We start from the raw sequence: 18,464 nt of genomic DNA, 5'->3' as shown, positions 1-18,464 counted from the left end.
GGTAAAGTCGTACACGAGGGACCTTGGGTCGTGATGGAGTCTTGAACACCTACATCATTGCACCCAGGGTCCCGTTGTCATCGACGCCGGATTCAACTCTTCCCCACCGCCCTATCTATGAAGAGCCGGAAAACCAGTCATTAGCCGAACACAACCGCCACGCAGTGCGTGCCGCCATGGGTTGGCCGGCCGCTTCGGCTTCGTCGGCGAGGTATCGGTACCCGAACTCGGGATCATCGCGGTGGGCATCGAAGAGCGCATCGGCCCGATATGCCTCAATGACGACTGCTTCAGGGATGGGTGCTGCCAGCCACCGGTAGTAGGGCTGGCGGGAGAGCTTCAAGACCCGGCACGACACCGCCACGGGGATCCCGTCGGCGGCGAGCTCTCTCACGAGCGGGTAGAGCCTTTTGACGGCAGATTCGCCTGTGACAGATACGCGGCCGCGCGGCGCAGGACCTCGTTCTCCTGCTCAAGCAGACGATTGCGCCGACGCATCTCTCGTAGTTCGGCGGACTCGTCGCTGGTGTTGCCGGGTTTGTTGCCGGCATCGATTTCTGCTTGGCGGAGCCATTTGTTGATGGTGCCTTCGTGGACTCCGAAGTCCTTGGCGATCTGTCCGATCGTCGTCTTGGAATCCCTGGTCTGGACGACGCGGATGACGTCGTCGCGGAATTCTTTCGGGTAGGGCTGTGGCATGGTGTCTATCCTTCCAGGCTTGCCTATGAACAAGCCAGATTAGATGTCACCTAACCCTGCATCAGTCCCACTCGGTGTCGTTGCTGTGTAGTCACGTCTCCACCGTGCCAGTCCTGGAATGGTCAATAAAGGAGACACGCCCTAGTCATGCGTCCCACCCTACTTTCAACTTGGTTCGACAATGCCTCACCGCATGGGTGGAGTCTATTCTCGGAGCATGGAGACCGAGCATCCCCTGGACGGCGGAAACACCAGCAGAGCAGTCGTGAGAATCGGCGATACTGTACGTAAGCCCTGGTCAAGATCAACGCCTTCAGTCCTGTCATTCGTCGAAGCGCCACGTTCCAGCAGTATCGATGTGCCTGAACCGCTCGGCCGCGATGAACGCGATCGACAGATTCAAGAGTTCGTGCCCGGAACACTCGCGATCGACCACCTCCCACTGCCGACCTCCGTGCTCGTCGAAGTCGGGAGCCTCATTCGGGCAATCCATGACGCCAGTGAACATTTCGACCCCGATCCGCGAGCCGTGTGGGAGACAGCGATTCCCGCTCCCGGCGATGACCTTGTCTGCCACAACGATCTGGCTCCCTGGAATCTCATCATGAGCGATCGATTGGTCTTCATCGACTGGGACTCGTCGGCTCCCAGCACCCGACTGTGGGATCTTGCCTATGTTGCACAAACATTCACACTCTCCGATGCGAGCATCCCACCCGCTCAAGCAGCCCAGAGCCTCGTCGCGTTTGTCGATGGGTACGGGGCTACAAAGTCTTTGAGAAAGAGACTGCCAGCGACTATGGGTTATCGAGCGCAAGCGATGTATGACCTACTGCGCAACTCACACCAGACCGGTCGTGAACCGTGGGCGACGATGTTCACCTCTGGGCACGGTGACCATTGGCGAGCAGTTACGCGATACGTTGGCGATCATCGACCCGTGTGGGAACGTGCCCTCAACGAGGTAATTCACCGGTAGAGAGTGGGCACTTCGCGTGTCACTTCGATAGCCGGAGTAGCCCGGCATCGGTTCGGCGGAAGCCACAGCTATCGCGATAGAAGGCGTTGAGATGTGGTTCATAGTCGACATGCAACCATTCGCAGCCTGCTGCCCTGACTTCGTTAACCAGTGATCGGACCAGGCGACGCCCGATACCGCGTCGCTGCTGTTCTGGGGCGACGATTGTGTCGAGTAAGAACGCGTGAGTACTGCCGTCCCAACATGCATGGACGAACCCGACCAGCTTCTCGTCGGCGAATGCGCCTATCCACGTGAGACTATGAGGTTCCAGCCGTTCCGCCCACGGAGTCACGTGACTGCCGCCGCGGCCGAAAGCCCGGGCGTGGAGATCAGACAGATGTGCGTCATTGACCGCGAACCGCACCCTAAGCTTCAGGCCCCACGGAATGCTCATTTCACACCAAAGATTCTTGAGCTCCGGCTGCTTGCCGATGACGATACAACGTTGCTCGCGACCACCCCACTAAGCGCGCCGCGTCCTCAGCAGTCCGGCCCTTGGCTCTAGCATCTTCGGCAATCGCGAGCTTCGCCGCGATCTCGTCCGGGTCGACTGGTGGCCTGCCGAACTTCGTGCCGTTCTGCTTGGCGGCCGCGATTCCGGCGTTGACTCGCTCGGTGATGAGTTCTCGTTCGTACTCAGCCAAGGTGGCGAGCATTCTCAACATCATCCGTCCAGCCGAGGTCTCTGGATCAATGTTGTCTGAGACCGACCGTACCTTCACTCCCCGGTCGCGGAGATGGTTCACGGTTGCCAATACGTCGAGGAGTGAGCGGCCGAGGCGATCGATGCGCCAGACAACGACGGTGTCTCCGTCTTCGGCGTAATCGAGGAGTCGTTTCATCCCCGGTCGTTGCTTCGCCCTCTTGCTGCCGGAAGTCACATCTGCGAAGACATCGCGTTTCTGAACCCCCGCGTCTTGGAGTGCGTCGAGTTGGAGCTGGGCATCTTGCCCGGCGGTACTGACTCGCGTGTATCCCAGAAGCCTCATAGTCTCAGAATGTCTCATAAACATCAAAAAGTCACGGCCATAATACAAAACATAGTGAGATGAGTTAGCGAAACACTTACCGGCCAGATATTTAGGGCCGTCGAGATTCTGATGGCCCTGCTGCCGGGTGTCTTACAAATCTAAAGGTTTAAGAGAATTGAATCGCTCTGAGTTTGGGGGAGGCTCGTATTACTTGATTTCCAGCAGCCTGTCGGCCGCTTGTTTGGTCAGCATGAAACGCCTCCTCGAATCCTGCAGGCGGCACGTCGCTGAGGTACCCGTAGAAGCGCTGCGTATTGTACCAGTGCACCCACCCGAGGTTCGCCAGTTCCAAACCCTCAACCGTCCACCAGGTACCGGATCTGGTAGGTTCGCGGAAGAGTTCGGTCTTGTGCTAGACCTCGACCGTCTCGGCCAGGGCGTTGTCACTCGAATCCCCAACAGTCATAAGCGAGGCAATCGCGCCGACATCTGCGAGGCGTGCCGTAGCGAATGGACGTGAATTGAGATCCTGCAGCTCTGCGACACCGCAGACCCTCGTTTCCAAAAAACGTAGCCTTCAACGGCCCCAGGGCGGTTCAGCCGGGCGCGAACGCACATGTTGCGACACTTCCTACCTTTCGCCACTACCTCCGACCCCTTGAACCCATTATCTCGAAAATAAAATACGGGTCCTCGGCAGAAGAAAGGCGATTAGACACCGCCGAAACCCCACTACTCGAGGGCTGATTGACGCATAGTTGAATCTCGACCGGATAGACTCCCACAGCCAGCGAATCTAGAACCGACTTAATCATCAAACCGAAATCATCATCTTCCCACTCTCGAGATACAAACACATGAAGACAGTTGTCAACCACCTCGACTATGGCACTCGCCTCGCAACTGCCGTTGTCTTAGTCGTCGCAGTCGCACTCATACCCCTCGTCATTGCACTGTGGCCGAACCCGGACAGCACTACGCCAGGAACCTACACAAGTGCGATCCTCATCGACGTCACGTATTCAGATTGCGACGCTGTCACCGACGATGTCCCCTGCGGCGAGGCGACGGGTACGTTGAATGAGGACAAGCAGGTCGAGGTCATGCTCTTCCGTGACGCCTGGCTCTCGCATGTCGACGACGGAGACCGCGCTATTGTCTATGCCTCCGAAAGCCCCGACTCAGGCACCGTTTACACCTTCCATTCCCATGATCGCGGGCTCAAACTCATAGCCTCCACCTTCATCATCATCGCACTCGTGCTCCTCGTGGTCAGAGGCAGAGGAATCCGCGCGATCGCGTCGCTTGTCGCGTCGGCGATCTTCATCTGGGCGTTCCTCGTCGGCGGAATCGCTGCGGGTGGCTCTCCCCTGCTCTACACGACCATCAGCATCATCCTCGTTCTTACAGGCGTGCTCTTCTTCACCCACGGCCTGACGACGAAAACGCTCGCCGCATGGGGAGGAACGATGTGCGGAGCCGCCACCGCAATGGCTGCAGGGACACTCTTGTCAACCTGGATGCGCCTAGGTCCTGCCGATGAATCGGCCTCCTCGCTCACGTACACCAACCTCAACATCGACCTTTCGACACTCTCTTTGTCTGCGTTGCTCATCGCCTTGATTGGAATCCTCAACGATATCGCTGCGGCTCAAGCCGCGACCGTTTTTTCTCACACCACTCCAGACACACGGCCCCAATGGAAAGTGATTGTCCCGACTGCCCTTTCCGTTGGAAGAGACCACTCTGCCTCAGCGATTTACACCATCAGCTTTTCCGTCGTCGGAGCGGGCCTCGCCGCGTTCGTGCTCGCGCACACTTACAATCAGCCACTATCGGCCTTCCTCCAGACCGACACCGTGTCCACGACACTGACCCAGATGCTGGCAGGTGTTATCGGGATTATCATCACCATGCCGGCAACAACAGTGTTCGCGCTTCTCCTATCCCGGATTCCTTCCACAGCTAGTTCGTCTCGGAGTCCGAAGCACTAATCGGCTCGCATCGTAACGATCGTTGGCCCGAGAGCCAGCCAAGCTCGAGGCGAAACCCGTGATCGATCGAACATGTTGCGACAATACCCATGAAGACCATGAACGCGGCCCCGGCATCTGAAATCATTGAACAACTTCAACTCGGCGGGCCTCTTCAGTCGAGGTCACGCTCCGAGGCCGACGACCGATTTCCAGAATCAAACTCGATAGTGCCCTCAACGAGTCTCGTCGACACCATCCCACCCAGCGCTCGTGAACGAACCCCTCGGCTACTCCGAAATACGTCTGTCGATGTCGTGCGACACTGTCGTGTCGCTTGACTGCGCACCGTAGTGCACTGTTCCTGAAACGTGTGATCTACTGAACATAGACTTTTGTTCGTTAAGCCGATACCCTGAACATGCCTTTCACGAACTTCCCCCGAGAAGGACCTTCATGCATACGAAGCTACTCACACTTTCGGCAGCCGGATCCCTGGCGCTGGCGGTGAACATCGGCCTTCCACCCGCCTCCGCGTCGCTGCACTCCGGCGATCCTGAAGTCTCTGAGTCTCCGCTGTCTGGAATCAGCGCAACCGGGGCACTTTCGGCAGGGGCCAGGGACGCATCGTCGACGACGAGGTCAGTCACGCGGACGAAGACCACATCCCTGCCGCCGTTGCTGCGCGCTCCGCAGAGCCTTCGTGATACTTCGGCTCATTTCACCAGCGCCGTTGTCGCTCATGCACAGGACCAAACCGTGACGAGCCCATCGTCGACCGAGAGCCCTCATGTGTCCAATGATCGTAAGGATGGGGACCTTCCAGCGCCAACGGGATCAGGTGCCGCTGAAACTACGGACGGAATCACGATTTCGGCATTGTCCGATGTCATCGATCTGCCGTCAGCGTCACCGAATGTCGTAGGAATCGCATTCGACGACGACGTTCGGGTCGAGTTCGAGATCAGAACTCACACGAATGGCCGCTGGTCCGGGTGGCAGCACCTGCATGCTTCGGATGCCGGGGAGGGCTCGCGCGGCACGGACCCCTACTACACCACTGATACAGACAGTATTCAGGTGCGTGTTCTCGGTGACGGCGGCAGTCCAGCCGATGCCAAGGTCGTCAGTGTCGCTTCGAAGAGGCACCCCGGCGATTCAGAACTGGTGGCAGAGAATGCGCCCAAGAGTTCGGAATCGGTTGATCGGGAGGTGTCGCAGCATGCCCACTCAATTGACCACGCCTCGGTACCACCTTGCACACGGACGGGCGGATGCACCTGTCCACTATGCGCAGCATCGGCGGCCAACGTGGCGAAGAACTCTGTTGTCCAGCCCGAAGTCGCTACCCGTAAAGCCTGGGGTGCGAGCGAAAAACTGGTACGAAATTCTCCCACGATCGCGGACTCAGTCTCCGCCGCAGTGATCCATCACACCGATGGCAACAACGACTATGCCGCAGAGGATGTGCCTGCGATTCTACGAGGGATCCAGTCGTTTCACATCACGGGTCGAGGGTGGTCGGACATCGGCTACAACATGCTCGTCGACAAATACGGAAGACTCTGGGAGGGGCGCGCAGGCGGGGTAAAGAAGGCCGTAGTCGGCGCTCACGCCGCCGGGTACAACACAGGATCGTTCGGCATTTCCGTGCTCGGCGACTATGACAAGAAGGCACCGCCCCAACGCACTCTTGATGCGGTCGCGGAGGTGGTCGGGTGGAAGCTGTCCTTGAGCGGGGTGAAAGCGGGTGGCTCGACATCACTAGCCGGGGAGGAGATGAAAGCGATTGTCGGACATCGCGACGTTGGCCAAACAAGCTGTCCCGGCGACGGGTTCTACGCCAAATTCGACTCGATCCGTCAGGCCGCCGATGACTACCAAACTGGGAAGAAGGCGGGCGCGGGCGAAGAGGATGAGAACAAGGACGAATCTGACAGACAGCCTGACCTTGTCCCCGGCGTCATCGATAGCAACGCTCGTGATGCACGAACCTGAACGCAAAAACTGTGAAGAACCCAAGCAAACGGGCTGACGATCGGACGGATAGAACAGTTTGGTAATCTTCGACCATGTCCGTCACTGAACTCTCTGACAGCGCCCAAAACTATCTGAAAGCACTTTGGAGTTTGGGCGAGTGGTCTGATGCTCCCGTCACGACCACCGCGCTTGCCCAGAAGGTTGGGGTCAGGCAGTCAACGACATCCGACGCGATTCGCAAACTCTCGGACGAGGGGCTCGTCGCGCACACGCCGTACGGGTCAATTGCTCTGACGGCACAAGGTCGAGTCTATGCCCTTGCGATGGTCCGTCGTCACCGCCTCATCGAGACCTTCCTCGTCGAGGTCCTCGGATACACCTGGGACCAGGTGCATAACGAAGCCGAGACCCTCGAACATGCGGTGTCAGACTTCATGGTCGACCGTATCGCCGAACATCTCGACCACCCCGATCGCGACCCTCACGGAGACCCCATTCCAGCTGCAGACGGAACCATTGATCGCCCGGCTGCGATCCCATTGACACACGTCGGAACGGGAAGCCGAGTCCGTGTCGAGCGGATTTCGGATTCCGATCCCAACCTTTTGCAGTTTCTGGCTGAGTACGGCATTCATGTCGGATCGTATTTCAGCACCGAAGCCGGTCCTCCATTCTCTGATTCTATTGTGATTCACCTTGAGGGAGGCAATGGAGCTGGCGTGACGCTCGGGCGCACGGCCAGCGACGCCATGTGGGTATCCCCGTGCTCTGCTGCGTGAGTTGTCGTAAGAACGGCGCTACTGAATTGTTGAAGTTGCGTAGACATACTCGGAGGCATCGTCGCTGAGGACTACAACGTTATCGTCTGGCTCCAATGTGAGACTGCTCTGGCCATCAGGGTGTTTCTCGAGGGTGATGTGGGTGCCCGGAAGGATGTTCTTCCGCTCCAGTTCGAAGAGTAGATGCTCAGGGGCGCGTCCAATTCTCGAAACTTGAAGTAGGTGAGCAGTCGGGAGAGCGGCGAGAGGTTCGCCGTCTCCCGGTCGCAGATCGTCTACCTTTGTTGGTATTCGGTTGCCATAGGGATCGAGCTCGGGGCTGCAGGCAAGAGCAGCCATCGTCTCCACGACATCGGAGCTCAGTGCCATTGCCATCACCGATGCCTCTTTCAATACGCGGTGCCATGGAACACTGAGAATCGTAAAGAGGTGGCAGCGGCAAATTCTTTCTGCGCGCACAGCCGACAGCGCCCTGCACGCGCCGGCCTCGGTCAATGAAAGTGGCCCATAATGCTCCTGCCTGACCAAATTGTGACTGGCGAGGACTCGAAGGTACTGAGTCACTGCAGGCCGACTGCGTTGCAGAGTCTCGGCAAGCTGGGCCCGGGTCATGGACTTGTTTTTCGACTCCTCCAGCTCCCAGAGACCGCGGAGGTACTCGTCGATCACGGAACTTGAGCCTCTGCCGAGTGCCGCTTCCACTGGTCGTTGGTCCGGCGATGTTGCCGCGACTTGGCGATCAGCCCGTGGCTGGGGCTGAACAGGTAAACACCGGTGAAGACGACACCTTGGACAAGCACAACTAGACCGCCAGATGAGGCATCCAACCAGTAACTCAGGTAGATCCCTAGCACCGAGGACAACGCCGACATGATGGGCGCGATGAGGAGCATTCGATTGAATCTATCGGTGAGAAGGTGGGCGGTCGCTCCTGGAATGATGAGCATCGCCACGACCAGGATGACACCGACAACCTGAAGTGCTACCACTGTCGTCAGAGCAAGGAGTGCAAGCAGCAGCGCTCCGAGAACCCGCGGCGACAGGCCGATTGCGTAAGCGTGAGTCGGATCAAATGCGTACAGAGTCAGGTCGCGGCGCTTGGCAATCAGGACGGCGAACGCGATGACAGCAAGCAGCGCAATCTGTCGAAGGTCCGAAGTCGAAACGCCGAGGATGTTGCCGAAGATGATGTGATTGAGGTCGGTGTGACTCGGCGTCGTCGAGATCAGCACTAGCCCCAGGGCAAACAGGGTCGTAAAGACGATGCCGATGGCAGCGTCTTCCTTGATCCGACTAGTTCCTCGAAGAATGCCGATCGCTGCGACTGCGATGAATCCGAAAACCAGCGCACCGGCGGCGAAGGGGATCCCTGCGATGTAGGCAATGACGACCCCGGGAAGAACTGCGTGCGAAACAGCGTCACCCATCAGAGACCAGCCGACCAGGATCAGCCAGCACGATAAGAGTGCGCAGACGATTGCAGCGAGCACTGTGGTGGTCAGTGCTCTGATCATGAATTCGTAGTGGAGTGGTTCGATGACGAGACTGTAGAGGTTCATTCGGATTCTTCTGCCCTTCGAATGTCGAGACCAAATGCCAGTGAGAGGTTCTCGGGGCGCAGAGCATCGGCGACAGGACCTTGAAAGAGGATTGACTGCAGCAAAAGGATTGCCTCATCAGCCAGTTGTGGCAGAGCATGCAGATCGTGAGTGGAGATGAGCACGCAGTGCCCCTCATCGGCGAGTTCACGCAGCAGTTGAACGATGGTCGATTCGCTGCTCTTATCTACCCCAGCGAAGGGTTCATCAAGCAATAGCACGTTGGCTCCTTGCGCAAGTCCACGAGCGACAAATGTGCGTTTCTTCTGCCCACCAGACAACTGTCCGATCTGTCGAGAACCGAAGGTCTGGAGCCCGACGCGTTCTAGTGCCTGTTCGACCACTTGACGATCCGCCGACGTGGGCTTTCGAGTGAATCCTTGATACGCGTAGCGGCCCATCATGACGACATCGCGGACGCTGACGGGGAACGTCCAGTCAACATCCTCACTTTGTGGCACGTATCCCAGCAAGTCTTCTTTCCGTGCTTGCGTCGGTGTCCTGCCGTTGATCGATACGGTGCCTTGAACCGGGCGGGTCAGTCCCATGATCGTTTTGAACAGAGTGGACTTCCCCGACCCGTTCATTCCGATCAGACCTGTCACGGAACCGAACTCCACTCCGAGACTGACATCCTCCAGTGCCCTGACGTCGCCGTATTGCACTGTGACACCGTCAGCACGGATTGCTGAAGTCACTTGTTCCCACCCGTCAGAGCTTCAGTGATGGTGTCAGCGTCGTGCTTAATGAGCTCAAGGTATGTTGGCACAGGTCCGTCCGCTTCTGAAAGCGAGTCGACATACAGTGTCCCGCCAAACTCCGCGCCGGTGGCGTCAACGACTTGTCGCATTGGTTTGTCCGAGACGGTGGACTCACAGAATACTGCGGGAACGTCATTGTGCTTGACGAACTCGATAGTGGAGGAAATCTGCTGCGGGGTTGCCTCCTGCTCCGCATTCACAGGCCAGATGTAGCGCTCGTCGAGATCCGCGTCCCGGGCGAGGTAGGAGAAAGCGCCCTCACACGTGACGAGGGCTCGTTCTTTGTCTGGCAGTGTCGACAGCTCACCGACAAGGTCATCCTGAACGGTTTGAAGTTCGTCTTTGTACGACTCTCCATTGGACTGAAAGTCGGCGGCGTGATCTGGATCCAGCTCGCTGAAAGCATCGACCATGTTGTCGACATAGATTTGGACGTTGACAGGGCTCATCCATGCGTGGGGATTCGGCTTGCCCGCATAGGCGTCCTCGGAAATGTCGATTGGTTCGACACCCTCGGAAACGACTTCATGCGGGGCGTCGGTCTGTTCGACGAATTGCTCGAACCATGCCTCCAGATTCAGCCCATTGTCAAGAATCAAGTCGGCTTCTGACGCCTTGGCCACATCCTTGGGAGTGGGTTCATATCCATGGATCTCGGCACCGACTTTGGTGATCGATTCCACCTCCAGGTGTTCGCCGGCTACGTTGTCGGCAATATCGGCAAGGACGGTGAACGTCGTCAACACCTGAGGCTTACCTTCGGTCGACGACGACTCCGCGTTCCCAGCACCGCAACTTGTCAGGGCTAGCGCCGACGCAGAGATCAGAGCGAGTTTCGACTTCAAATTGATTTGCATTCCCATCACTCATTTCTCGATTCATGTTCTCAAAAGCTCAGACTGCGACAGAGTGGGCTTTCAGCGTTTATATGACGGACTTCAAATCGCGCAGTATCGCAACCGGCGCCGGCGGCCCCGTTCATCGATACCTGAGAGTAGGTGGAGGTTCCGCCCGGTGTGCGGCTTCTATGAAGTGGTCGATGTCCTCCGAGCGTGCGCTCCTGAGAAACAGGGACGTCAGACGAAAGAGGTATCCGAGCATCCGCTCGACGTCTGAGCACGTTCTCACTACTTCAAGAGCGCCATCGGTGTTGCCAGCGCGAAGTTCCTCGAACACGGTGATCGCTTCGATCCAGGTGCCCTGCGGTTGTGCACTCTCGTTCATCATCAATCCTTTCGGTTGGGGCGCCGGACACCGAGTCGCGCTTGAAGTTCGGTACGCCGAATCTATAGTATCGGTGTACCGAATTACAAAAAGCACGGCGGGGAAACCTCAGAAGCCTCAACTGAGGTACGCGCAGAAGGCTTGGCAAAAAGAGTTTCTAGTTCTAGGAGGGCTGTAGTGGTGCATGGACCGCGGCCACAGACGACCTATCCGATCCGAGAGCTGCACGAGGGTGAATCGCCGGACCTGGTGTATTTCTCCAGCGTCTCGGAGAACACCCGTCGATTCGTCGATAAGCTCGACCGTCCTGCCGTACGCATACCGTTGCGCCCACGCTTGGAGGGCATGATTCGAGTGGCATGCCCCTTCGTCTTGGTCGTGCCGACTTACGGCGGCGGGGAACAGGCGGGTGCGGTTCCGAAGCAGGTGATCGCCTTCCTGAACGACCCGGACAACCGCGCTCTGCTGCGCGGGGTGATCACCGCGGGGAACACGAACTTCGGCGAGCATTACTGCCTGGCCGGGCCCATCATCTCGCGCAAGTGCCGCGTGCCCGAGCTCTACCGCTTCGAGCTGCTGGGCACACAGCGCGACATCGAAACCGTCAACAACGGCCTGGACCGCTTCTGGGACCAGGCCAACAACGAGAGGACAACCGCATGACCACCATCGCCTCAGAGGTTCCCGTGCGCACCGGCATCGGAGAGCGGAAAGACTACCACGCGCTCAATGCCGAACTGAACCTGTTCGCCCCCGACGGCTCGATCCAGTTCGACAAGGACCGTCAGGCCGCCGCCGAGTACCTCCGCCAGCATGTGGTCCCGAACACCAAGGTCTTCTCCTCGGCGGCCGAGCGCCTGGAGTGGCTAGTGGACCACGATCACTACGAGTCCGAATTCCTGGAAGCCTACACCCCGGAATTTCTATGCGCACTGCACGAGCGCGCCCATTCCGTGGGGCACCAGTTCGCCACTTTCTTGGGAGCCTTCAAATTCTTCACCTCGTATGCTCTGAAAACCTTCGACGGCACCACCTATCTCGAAGGGTTCGAAGAACGGGTGGTCGCTACCGCGCTCTACCTCGGTCAGGGCGACGAGCAACTGGCCACCGGGCTGGTCGACGAGATGCTCTCCGGTCGCTTCCAGCCCGCGACGCCGACGTTCCTCAACGCGGGGAAAGCCCAGCGCGGCGAACTGGTCTCCTGCTTCCTACTGCGCGTGGAAGACAACTTAGAGTCCATCGGTCGCAGCGTAAACTCCGCCTTGCAACTGTCCAAGCGCGGCGGGGGCGTGGCGCTGTTGCTGTCGAACCTGCGTGAGGTCGGTGCTCCGATCAAACGAATCGAGAACCAAGCCTCCGGCGTGGTGCCGGTGATGAAGATCCTCGAGGACTCGTTCTCCTACGCCAACCAGCTTGGCGCTAGGCAGGGCGCAGGCGCGGTCTACCTGCACGCCCACCACCCCGACATTCTTCGCTTCCTCGACACTAAGCGCGAGAACGCCGACGAGAAGATCCGCATCAAGACCCTCTCCCTGGGAGTCGTCATCCCTGATGTGACCTTCCAACTGGCCAAGGATAACCGGGACATGCACCTCTTCAGCCCCTACGACGTGCAGCGCGAATACGGTACGCCGTTGTCAGACCTGTCGGTGAGCGACCACTATGACGAGCTCGTGGCGAACCCGCGGATTCGAAAGAACGCGGTCAGCGCCCGAGAGTTCTTCAAGACCCTCGCCGAGCTCCAATTCGAGTCCGGATACCCCTATGTGCTCTTCGAAGACACCGTCAACCGTGCCAATCCGCTGGCAGGTCACATCAACATGTCCAACCTCTGCTCCGAGATCCTGCAGACCAACACGCCTTCGACCTACGACTCCGCTATCGGGTACCAGGAAATCGGCCAAGACATCTCCTGCAACCTCGGCTCACTCAACATCGCTCAGGCCATGAACTCCTCGAACCTGGGGTCGACCGTGGAAACCGCGGTGCGGGCACTGACCAGTGTCTCCGACCAGACTAACGTCGATGCCGTCCCGTCCGTGGCGAACGGGAACGAGACCAGCCACGCAATCGGACTGGGCCAGATGAACCTGCACGGCTACCTCGCCTCCCAGCGCATCCACTACGGCAGCGAAGAAGGCATTGACTTCACTGACATCTACTTCCTTACCATCACCTATCACGCGATCCGCGCATCGAATCAAATCGCGATTGAGCGCGGTAAGACCTTCGCCGGCTTCGAGGACTCGACCTACGCCGACGGCTCCTACTTCGACAAATACACCCAACATGACTGGCTGCCCGCCACTCAGCGGGTGCGCGAACTATTCGCAGACGCAGGCGTGACCATCCCTTCCCGCGAGGACTGGGTACGGCTGCGCGAGTCGGTGAAACAGCACGGAATCTACAACGCCTACCTGCAGGCCGTCCCGCCCACCGGTTCGATCTCGTATGTGAACAACGCGACCGCTTCGATCCACCCGGTCACGGCGAAGATCGAGATCCGCAAGGAGGGCAAGCTCGGCCGCGTCTACTACCCGGCCCCGCACATGAGTGATGACAACGTCGGCTTCTATCAAGACGCCTACGAGATCGGCTACGAGAAGATCATCGACACCTACGCCGCAGCAACCCGACACGTCGACCAGGGGCTCTCGCTCACCCTGTTCTTCCGCGACACTGCCACGACTCGCGACATCAACCGCGCTCAGATCTACGCGTGGCGCAAAGGCATCAAAACCCTCTACTACATCCGACTGCGCCAACCAGCACTCGAAGGTACCGAGATCGAGAACTGCGTCTCCTGCACACTCTGACCCAATCCAGCCCATACCTAAGGAACCCGCATGACGACCACTAACCCCACCTGCCCGCTCTCCGAGACCTCGGTTACCCCGCCCAAATACCGCCACGACCCATTGGCCAGGCTGCGACCGATCAATTGGAACCGCGTCGGCGACGAGAAAGACCTCGAGGTATGGAACCGGCTCACCGCGAACTTCTGGCTACCCGAGAAGGTGCCACTGTCCAACGACATCCCCGCCTGGCAGAGGCTCACCGAGAAGGAACGAACTCTCACTATGCGTGTCTTCACCGGGCTGACGATGCTTGACACGGTGCAAGCCACAGTCGGGGAGATCTGTCAGATCCAGGATGCTCGCACCGAACACGAAGAGGCCGTCTACACCAACATCGCGTTCATGCAGTCGGTGCACGCCCGGTCCTACTCTTCGGTGTTCTCCACCCTGACGAGCACTCCGGAGATCGACGACGCCTACCGGTGGGCCGTAAACAACGACCTGCTTCAGCAGCGGTGCAAAAAGGTACTGAAACACTACTACGGCAACGACCCGCTCAAACGGAAGGTCTCCTCTACTCTGCTGTCCTCGCTGCTGCTCTACGCAGGGTTCTACCTGCCATTGCATTTCTCCGTGCACGCCGCACTGACCAACACCGCAGACATGATCCGCCTCATCCTGCGGGATAAGGCCGTGCACGGCTACTACTCCGGCTACAAATATCAGCGAGGCATCGAGAATCAGGCATCTGAACGGCAGAACGAGATGCACGAGTTCACCTACGAGCTGCTTGAAGACCTCTACGAGCTAGAGCTCGCCTACTCAGGTGAACTGTACGAGCCGCTGGGGCTGATGGACGACGTGGCAGTGTTCGTACGCTACAACGCGAACAAGGCACTGATGAACCTCGGCTACCCTGCACGTTTCAGCCCGGGAGAGACCGAAGTCAATCCGGAAATCCTCGCCGCACTGGCACCAGGTGCTGATGAGAACCACGACTTCTTCTCCGGGTCCGGTTCCTCCTACGTCATCGGCAAGGGCGAAGACACCAGCGACGCCGACTGGGACTTCTGACTTTTGTCGCCCGACCATCCTCATCAACTATGAAAGGCCCCTTATGACCAAGAACATCTCCGTGATCATCGGCAGTCTGCGCCGCGGTTCCTACGCTCGCAAGATCGCCCACCAGGTCATCAGGTACTTCCCTGACGGCTACAACGTGCAGATCGTCGAAATCCGCGACCTGCCGCTCTACGACTTCGACTATGACGACCCCGACGTCTCCGACAAACCAACCCCAGAGGCGTACACGCACTTCAGGGAGACTATTAAAGCCTCCGACGGCGTGTTATTCGTAACCGCTGAGAACAACCGCACTATCCCAGCCTGCCTGAAGAACGCAATCGACATCGGCTCTAAGCCCAACAGTGACGTCGCGTGGAAGAACCTCCCGGCCGGGATCATCAGCCATTCCGTGGGCCGCATGGGCGGCTACAGTTCGCAGAAGAACCTCCGCCTGGCCCTGTCCTACTTCGACATGCCTACCCCTGGCCAACCGGAAGTGTTTCTCGGCCAGTCGCCGAGCTTGTTTGATGAGGACGGGGCTATCGCTGCTGAGACGACTGTGGAGTTCCTCCAGAACTACGTGCAACGGTTCACCGAGCTCGTTTACGCCCACCCGCGCGGGTGAAGGTAGATTCTGGCTCTGACGAGCTGGTACTCTCCACCGCCGTTGAAGACCTTTGTAGCCAGGAGGCCGTCGATAGTCCTCGCCACTCGTCGGGCCGGATCTGTCCCGGTAGTGGCGGTCCCGAACTTGATCGCACGGCGGGCAGAACCTTTCGGTCCGAGCAATTGCCTATTCACCTACTTCAGGAAGCGATCACCTATGCCTTTGCGCGCACAGCATATCCGCACTGCTTTCCTTGACTACTACCAGGGACGCGGTCATACCGTCATTCCACGCAGTGGCCTCGTGGCGGAAGAAGATGGCACCACCTTGTTTACCGGCAGCGGCATGCAACCGTTAATGCCATACCTACTGGGTGAGCCGCACCCTTCGGGTCTGCGGCTGGCGAACTGCCAACCAGCAGTACGGGCACAGGACATGGTTGAAGTCGGCGACAATCGACACACTTCGTTCTTCGAAATGCTAGGGAATTGGAGCCTCGGTGACTACTTCAAAGAGCAGCAGATCCGCTGGTTCTTCGATTTCTTGACCCGCATTGTCGGGTTGGATCCCCACCGTTTGTATGTCACCGTGTTCGGCGGCGATGTTTCGGCACGTGTCCCACGTGACGAGGAAGCGGCGCAGATCTGGAAGCAAGTGTTCGCCGACGCCGGAATTGAAGCCCAGGTCGCGGTGATCGGGACCCAATCCGACGGGGACGCCCGTGGCATCAGTCCCGGGGAACGCATCTTCTTCTATGGCGACGAGGAAAACTGGTGGAGCCGAGGTAAGGGGCTGGCTGGCACTCCGGTTGGGGACCCTTGTGGGCCCGACAGTGAAGTATTCTTCGACTTCGGCCCTGAGCACCACGACCCGACCCATGGTCTGCCACATCCGGCTAGCGAAAGTGGTCGATTCATGGAGATCGGGAACCAGGTGTTTATGCAATATCAACGCCAACCCGACGGCACCTTCACCCAGCTGACTCACCGCAATGTCGACTTTGGTGGCGGCTTGGAAAGGATCACTGCGGCTGCGAACGACGACCCGGACATATTCCAAATCAGTGCCCTTCGCCCTATCATCGAACACTTGGAGAAGCTCAGCGGCCGCTCATACCGGGACGCGACAGTTGGCATGCGTGTGATTGCCGACCACCTGCGTGCAGCAGTGTTCATGATCGTGGCCGGGGTGCGGCCGGCGAACAAAGAACGCGGGTATGTGCTGCGCCGACTGGTACGTCGGGCGATCCGGTATGGGCAGGCAATCGGAATTCAAAAGCTCTTTCTGCCCACCACAGTTTCGGTAATCACCGTCCTCTACAATGACAACTATCCGGAACTAGACACGCAGCACAAGACGATCATGACGGTTTTGGAGAAGGAAGAACGCGTGTTCCTGCGCACGCTTCGCAAGGGCTTGGAAGAACTCCACCGACGAGGCCCAACGGGGATGACTGGGAAGGATATCTTCACCTTGTATGACACGTTCGGGTTCCCCACCGAACTCGCGGTGGAGGAAGTACTCCATTCTGGTTACAGCCTCTGTCCGCAATGGAGGGACACCTTTGACCGATATATGCAGCAACAGCGCGCTCGGTCCCGAACAACCGTTTTGCGCAAAGGCCCCGTCCAATGACTGACCTCAGGTTGGCGGTTGAACGATTGACGAAACTTTAGGCTCTCAAGCACCGGGTTTGATGGAGAGTTCTCTAATCATCGGCTCGTGCACGAGCTACGCAGCCCGCGGCAGCGCACTGAAAAAGTCTGATCGGAACGCAGAGGGAGTCGCTACACCAAGTGCTCCGGTGAGGCCGGTACGTGTTGAACCAGTGCACCCGCTCCGCCGCGGCGAGCTCGACATCATCAGTGCCTTTCCAGGCACCCCTGTTCCGGATGAGTTCGGCCTTATAGAGTGTGTTCAGCGTTTCGGTGAGGGCATTATCGTATGAATCGACTTTAGACCCGACAGACGCGACGGCGTCTTGCCCAGCTAGGGCCTCGCCATAGCAGATTGCGCGATACTGGGCGGTCCCAATGGTGCACCAGCCCGAACAGGTCGCCACCTGCACGTTTGCGCTGATAGATTCCCATCTGCAAAGCGTCGAGGGCCAACTCGGTTTGTAGCGACCGCGATACCTGCCAGCCGACGATCTCGCGGTTGAACACGTCGGCGACGAACGCGACATGGAATTGCTGACGGTTTAGTTGACTCCGGGGTTTACGCCGCCAGAGCGACAGCCTTGTGGTGAACAAGCGCGTATTCAACCGGAGTCAGTTTACCCAAACGCCGATGACGACCTCGCTCGAGAGGGACTGCACGGGTCGGTCAGCACCGTCAGTCTCCCACGGGTGTCCGCACAGGGGCCAAGCGTCAAGCCAAGAGGCGTAGCATCCCGCGTCGACGAGCCCGACTACGTCGATTGGTCTCTCGTTCTTCAAAGTATTCGCTGCCGTCTCGGTGGTCGAACGGTGCTCGATATCGACCGTGTTACCTTCCCTGCTGGGAGGGTGAGTGCGATCCGAGGCGTCAAAGGTGCCGGAAAATCGACACTGGCCCGAATTATCGCAGGCCTGCAGGCCTGCGGAGGCACTGTGTCAATGGGCGATCGATCACTGAGTCGGAAAAGAAGACTACGGCAGAGCGCGATCGTCATGCAGGACGTTCAACGACAGTTATTCACTGAAAGTGTGATGGCTGAGATCGAACTCGCGGACACTGGCGCAACCAACGCCCCTGATCTTCGCGAAGTACTCAGTGCTCTCGGCCTCACCGACCTCTCCCAACGCCACCCGCTCGCGCTCTCCGGGGGTCAACAACAGCGCCTGGTCGTCGCCGCCTGTGTTGCTGGCCGCCGCATTGTCTGTCAAGCCCCGTGTTTGATGGAGAGTTTTCTACTTGGAATTCATCGGCTCACCCACGAGCTACGCAGCCCGTGGCATCGTGCTGAGATGATCGGCTCGGAACGCGGCGGGAGTCGCCCCACCAAGT

General features: G+C 58.6%; 19 protein-coding genes and 1 pseudogene. 10 read left to right on the top strand and 10 right to left on the bottom strand.

The annotated features are described in order from the left end of the window. Nucleotides 1-115: 115 nt before the first annotated feature. Nucleotides 116-394, bottom strand: a complete 279-nt coding sequence (locus BLIN9172_RS17055; protein WP_101556097.1) for an integrase — start codon at nt 392-394, stop codon at nt 116-118. Then, on the bottom strand, nt 391-699 hold the full coding sequence (locus BLIN9172_RS18350) for a transposase (protein WP_009883324.1): 309 nt from the start codon (nt 697-699) through the stop codon (nt 391-393). The genes BLIN9172_RS17055 and BLIN9172_RS18350 overlap by 4 nt, the downstream gene beginning before the upstream one ends. A 217-nt stretch (nt 700-916) precedes the next feature. Here BLIN9172_RS18350 and BLIN9172_RS17045 point away from each other — a divergent pair, with 217 nt between their 5' ends. Beyond that, nucleotides 917-1,678, top strand: a complete 762-nt coding sequence (locus tag BLIN9172_RS17045) for a phosphotransferase (protein WP_101556096.1) — start codon at nt 917-919, stop codon at nt 1,676-1,678. A gap of 19 nt (nt 1,679-1,697) precedes the next feature. Here BLIN9172_RS17045 and BLIN9172_RS17040 read toward each other — a convergent pair whose 3' ends face one another. From BLIN9172_RS17040 to BLIN9172_RS18695, 3 genes and pseudogenes are all read right to left on the bottom strand, one after another. Then, on the bottom strand, nt 1,698-2,114 hold the full coding sequence (locus tag BLIN9172_RS17040; protein ID WP_096161324.1) for a GNAT family N-acetyltransferase: 417 nt from the start codon (nt 2,112-2,114) through the stop codon (nt 1,698-1,700). Nucleotide 2,115: 1 nt separating this feature from the next. Then, nucleotides 2,116-2,709 carry a recombinase family protein gene (locus BLIN9172_RS17035; protein WP_101556095.1) on the bottom strand — a complete coding sequence of 198 codons (594 nt, stop codon included), beginning with the start codon at nt 2,707-2,709 and terminating at the stop codon, nt 2,116-2,118. Nucleotides 2,710-2,857: 148 nt separating this feature from the next. Next, nucleotides 2,858-3,251: pseudogene (locus tag BLIN9172_RS18695) on the bottom strand (transposase domain-containing protein); the annotation flags it as partial. A 297-nt stretch (nt 3,252-3,548) separates the two neighbouring features. Here BLIN9172_RS18695 and BLIN9172_RS17030 point away from each other — a divergent pair. The 3 genes from BLIN9172_RS17030 (at nt 3,549) to BLIN9172_RS17020 (ending at nt 7,423) form a co-directional block, all read left to right on the top strand. Continuing rightward, complete coding sequence (locus BLIN9172_RS17030) at nt 3,549-4,685, top strand: YibE/F family protein (protein WP_096161112.1); 1,137 nt, start codon at nt 3,549-3,551, stop codon at nt 4,683-4,685. Between the two features lie 858 nt (nt 4,686-5,543). Further along, on the top strand, nt 5,544-6,662 hold the full coding sequence (locus BLIN9172_RS17025) for a peptidoglycan recognition protein family protein (protein WP_164742782.1): 1,119 nt from the start codon (nt 5,544-5,546) through the stop codon (nt 6,660-6,662). 74 nt (nt 6,663-6,736) lie between these two features. Continuing rightward, the gene (locus BLIN9172_RS17020; RefSeq protein WP_029416765.1) at nt 6,737-7,423 is read left to right on the top strand and encodes a metal-dependent transcriptional regulator; all 687 of its coding nucleotides are present in this window, start codon (nt 6,737-6,739) and stop codon (nt 7,421-7,423) included. A gap of 18 nt (nt 7,424-7,441) precedes the next feature. Here BLIN9172_RS17020 and BLIN9172_RS17015 read toward each other — a convergent pair whose 3' ends face one another. From BLIN9172_RS17015 to BLIN9172_RS17000, 4 genes are read right to left on the bottom strand one after another with little or no spacing between them, the layout of a single operon-like run. Next, complete coding sequence (locus tag BLIN9172_RS17015) at nt 7,442-8,035, bottom strand: metal-dependent transcriptional regulator (RefSeq protein ID WP_257904181.1); 594 nt, start codon at nt 8,033-8,035, stop codon at nt 7,442-7,444. Between the two features lie 53 nt (nt 8,036-8,088). After that, nucleotides 8,089-8,982 (bottom strand): metal ABC transporter permease, encoded by an 894-nt coding sequence (locus BLIN9172_RS17010; protein ID WP_009882354.1) that lies wholly within the window; start codon nt 8,980-8,982, stop codon nt 8,089-8,091. Beyond that, nucleotides 8,979-9,719: a metal ABC transporter ATP-binding protein gene (locus tag BLIN9172_RS17005; RefSeq protein WP_101556092.1), complete on the bottom strand. Its 741-nt coding sequence runs from the start codon at nt 9,717-9,719 to the stop codon at nt 8,979-8,981. The genes BLIN9172_RS17010 and BLIN9172_RS17005 overlap by 4 nt, the downstream gene beginning before the upstream one ends. Next, the gene (locus BLIN9172_RS17000; protein ID WP_009882358.1) at nt 9,716-10,639 is read right to left on the bottom strand and encodes a metal ABC transporter substrate-binding protein; all 924 of its coding nucleotides are present in this window, start codon (nt 10,637-10,639) and stop codon (nt 9,716-9,718) included. The genes BLIN9172_RS17005 and BLIN9172_RS17000 overlap by 4 nt, the downstream gene beginning before the upstream one ends. A 580-nt stretch (nt 10,640-11,219) precedes the next feature. Between BLIN9172_RS17000 and nrdI the strand changes: the two genes are divergently transcribed. From nrdI to BLIN9172_RS16970, 5 genes are all read left to right on the top strand, one after another. Continuing rightward, entirely contained in the window at nt 11,220-11,669 is a 450-nt protein-coding gene (gene nrdI / locus BLIN9172_RS16990; protein WP_151505493.1) for a class Ib ribonucleoside-diphosphate reductase assembly flavoprotein NrdI, read from the top strand. Continuing rightward, a complete protein-coding gene (gene nrdE, locus BLIN9172_RS16985; RefSeq protein WP_101556091.1) occupies nt 11,666-13,822 on the top strand; it encodes a class 1b ribonucleoside-diphosphate reductase subunit alpha in 2,157 nt (718 codons plus the stop codon). Before nrdI ends, nrdE begins: the two co-directional genes overlap by 4 nt. A 30-nt stretch (nt 13,823-13,852) precedes the next feature. Then, the gene (gene nrdF / locus BLIN9172_RS16980) at nt 13,853-14,878 is read left to right on the top strand and encodes a class 1b ribonucleoside-diphosphate reductase subunit beta (RefSeq protein ID WP_101556090.1); all 1,026 of its coding nucleotides are present in this window, start codon (nt 13,853-13,855) and stop codon (nt 14,876-14,878) included. Nucleotides 14,879-14,921: 43 nt separating this feature from the next. Then, on the top strand, nt 14,922-15,494 hold the full coding sequence (locus BLIN9172_RS16975) for an NADPH-dependent FMN reductase (RefSeq protein ID WP_069599731.1): 573 nt from the start codon (nt 14,922-14,924) through the stop codon (nt 15,492-15,494). A gap of 198 nt (nt 15,495-15,692) precedes the next feature. Next, nucleotides 15,693-17,111 (top strand): alanine--tRNA ligase-related protein, encoded by a 1,419-nt coding sequence (locus tag BLIN9172_RS16970; protein ID WP_205751087.1) that lies wholly within the window; start codon nt 15,693-15,695, stop codon nt 17,109-17,111. Nucleotides 17,112-17,184: 73 nt separating this feature from the next. Here BLIN9172_RS16970 and BLIN9172_RS18920 read toward each other — a convergent pair whose 3' ends face one another. Next, entirely contained in the window at nt 17,185-17,661 is a 477-nt protein-coding gene (locus BLIN9172_RS18920; RefSeq protein WP_145997995.1) for an integrase core domain-containing protein, read from the bottom strand. A gap of 283 nt (nt 17,662-17,944) precedes the next feature. Between BLIN9172_RS18920 and BLIN9172_RS16965 the strand changes: the two genes are divergently transcribed. Continuing rightward, a partial coding sequence (locus BLIN9172_RS16965) for an ATP-binding cassette domain-containing protein (protein ID WP_219618170.1) occupies nt 17,945-18,464 on the top strand: 520 nt, incomplete at its 3' end.

This window comes from Brevibacterium linens ATCC 9172 (assembly GCF_900169165.1).
Lineage (GTDB): Bacteria > Actinomycetota > Actinomycetes > Actinomycetales > Brevibacteriaceae > Brevibacterium > Brevibacterium linens.
This window is presented reverse-complemented; position numbering and strand designations above follow the sequence as displayed.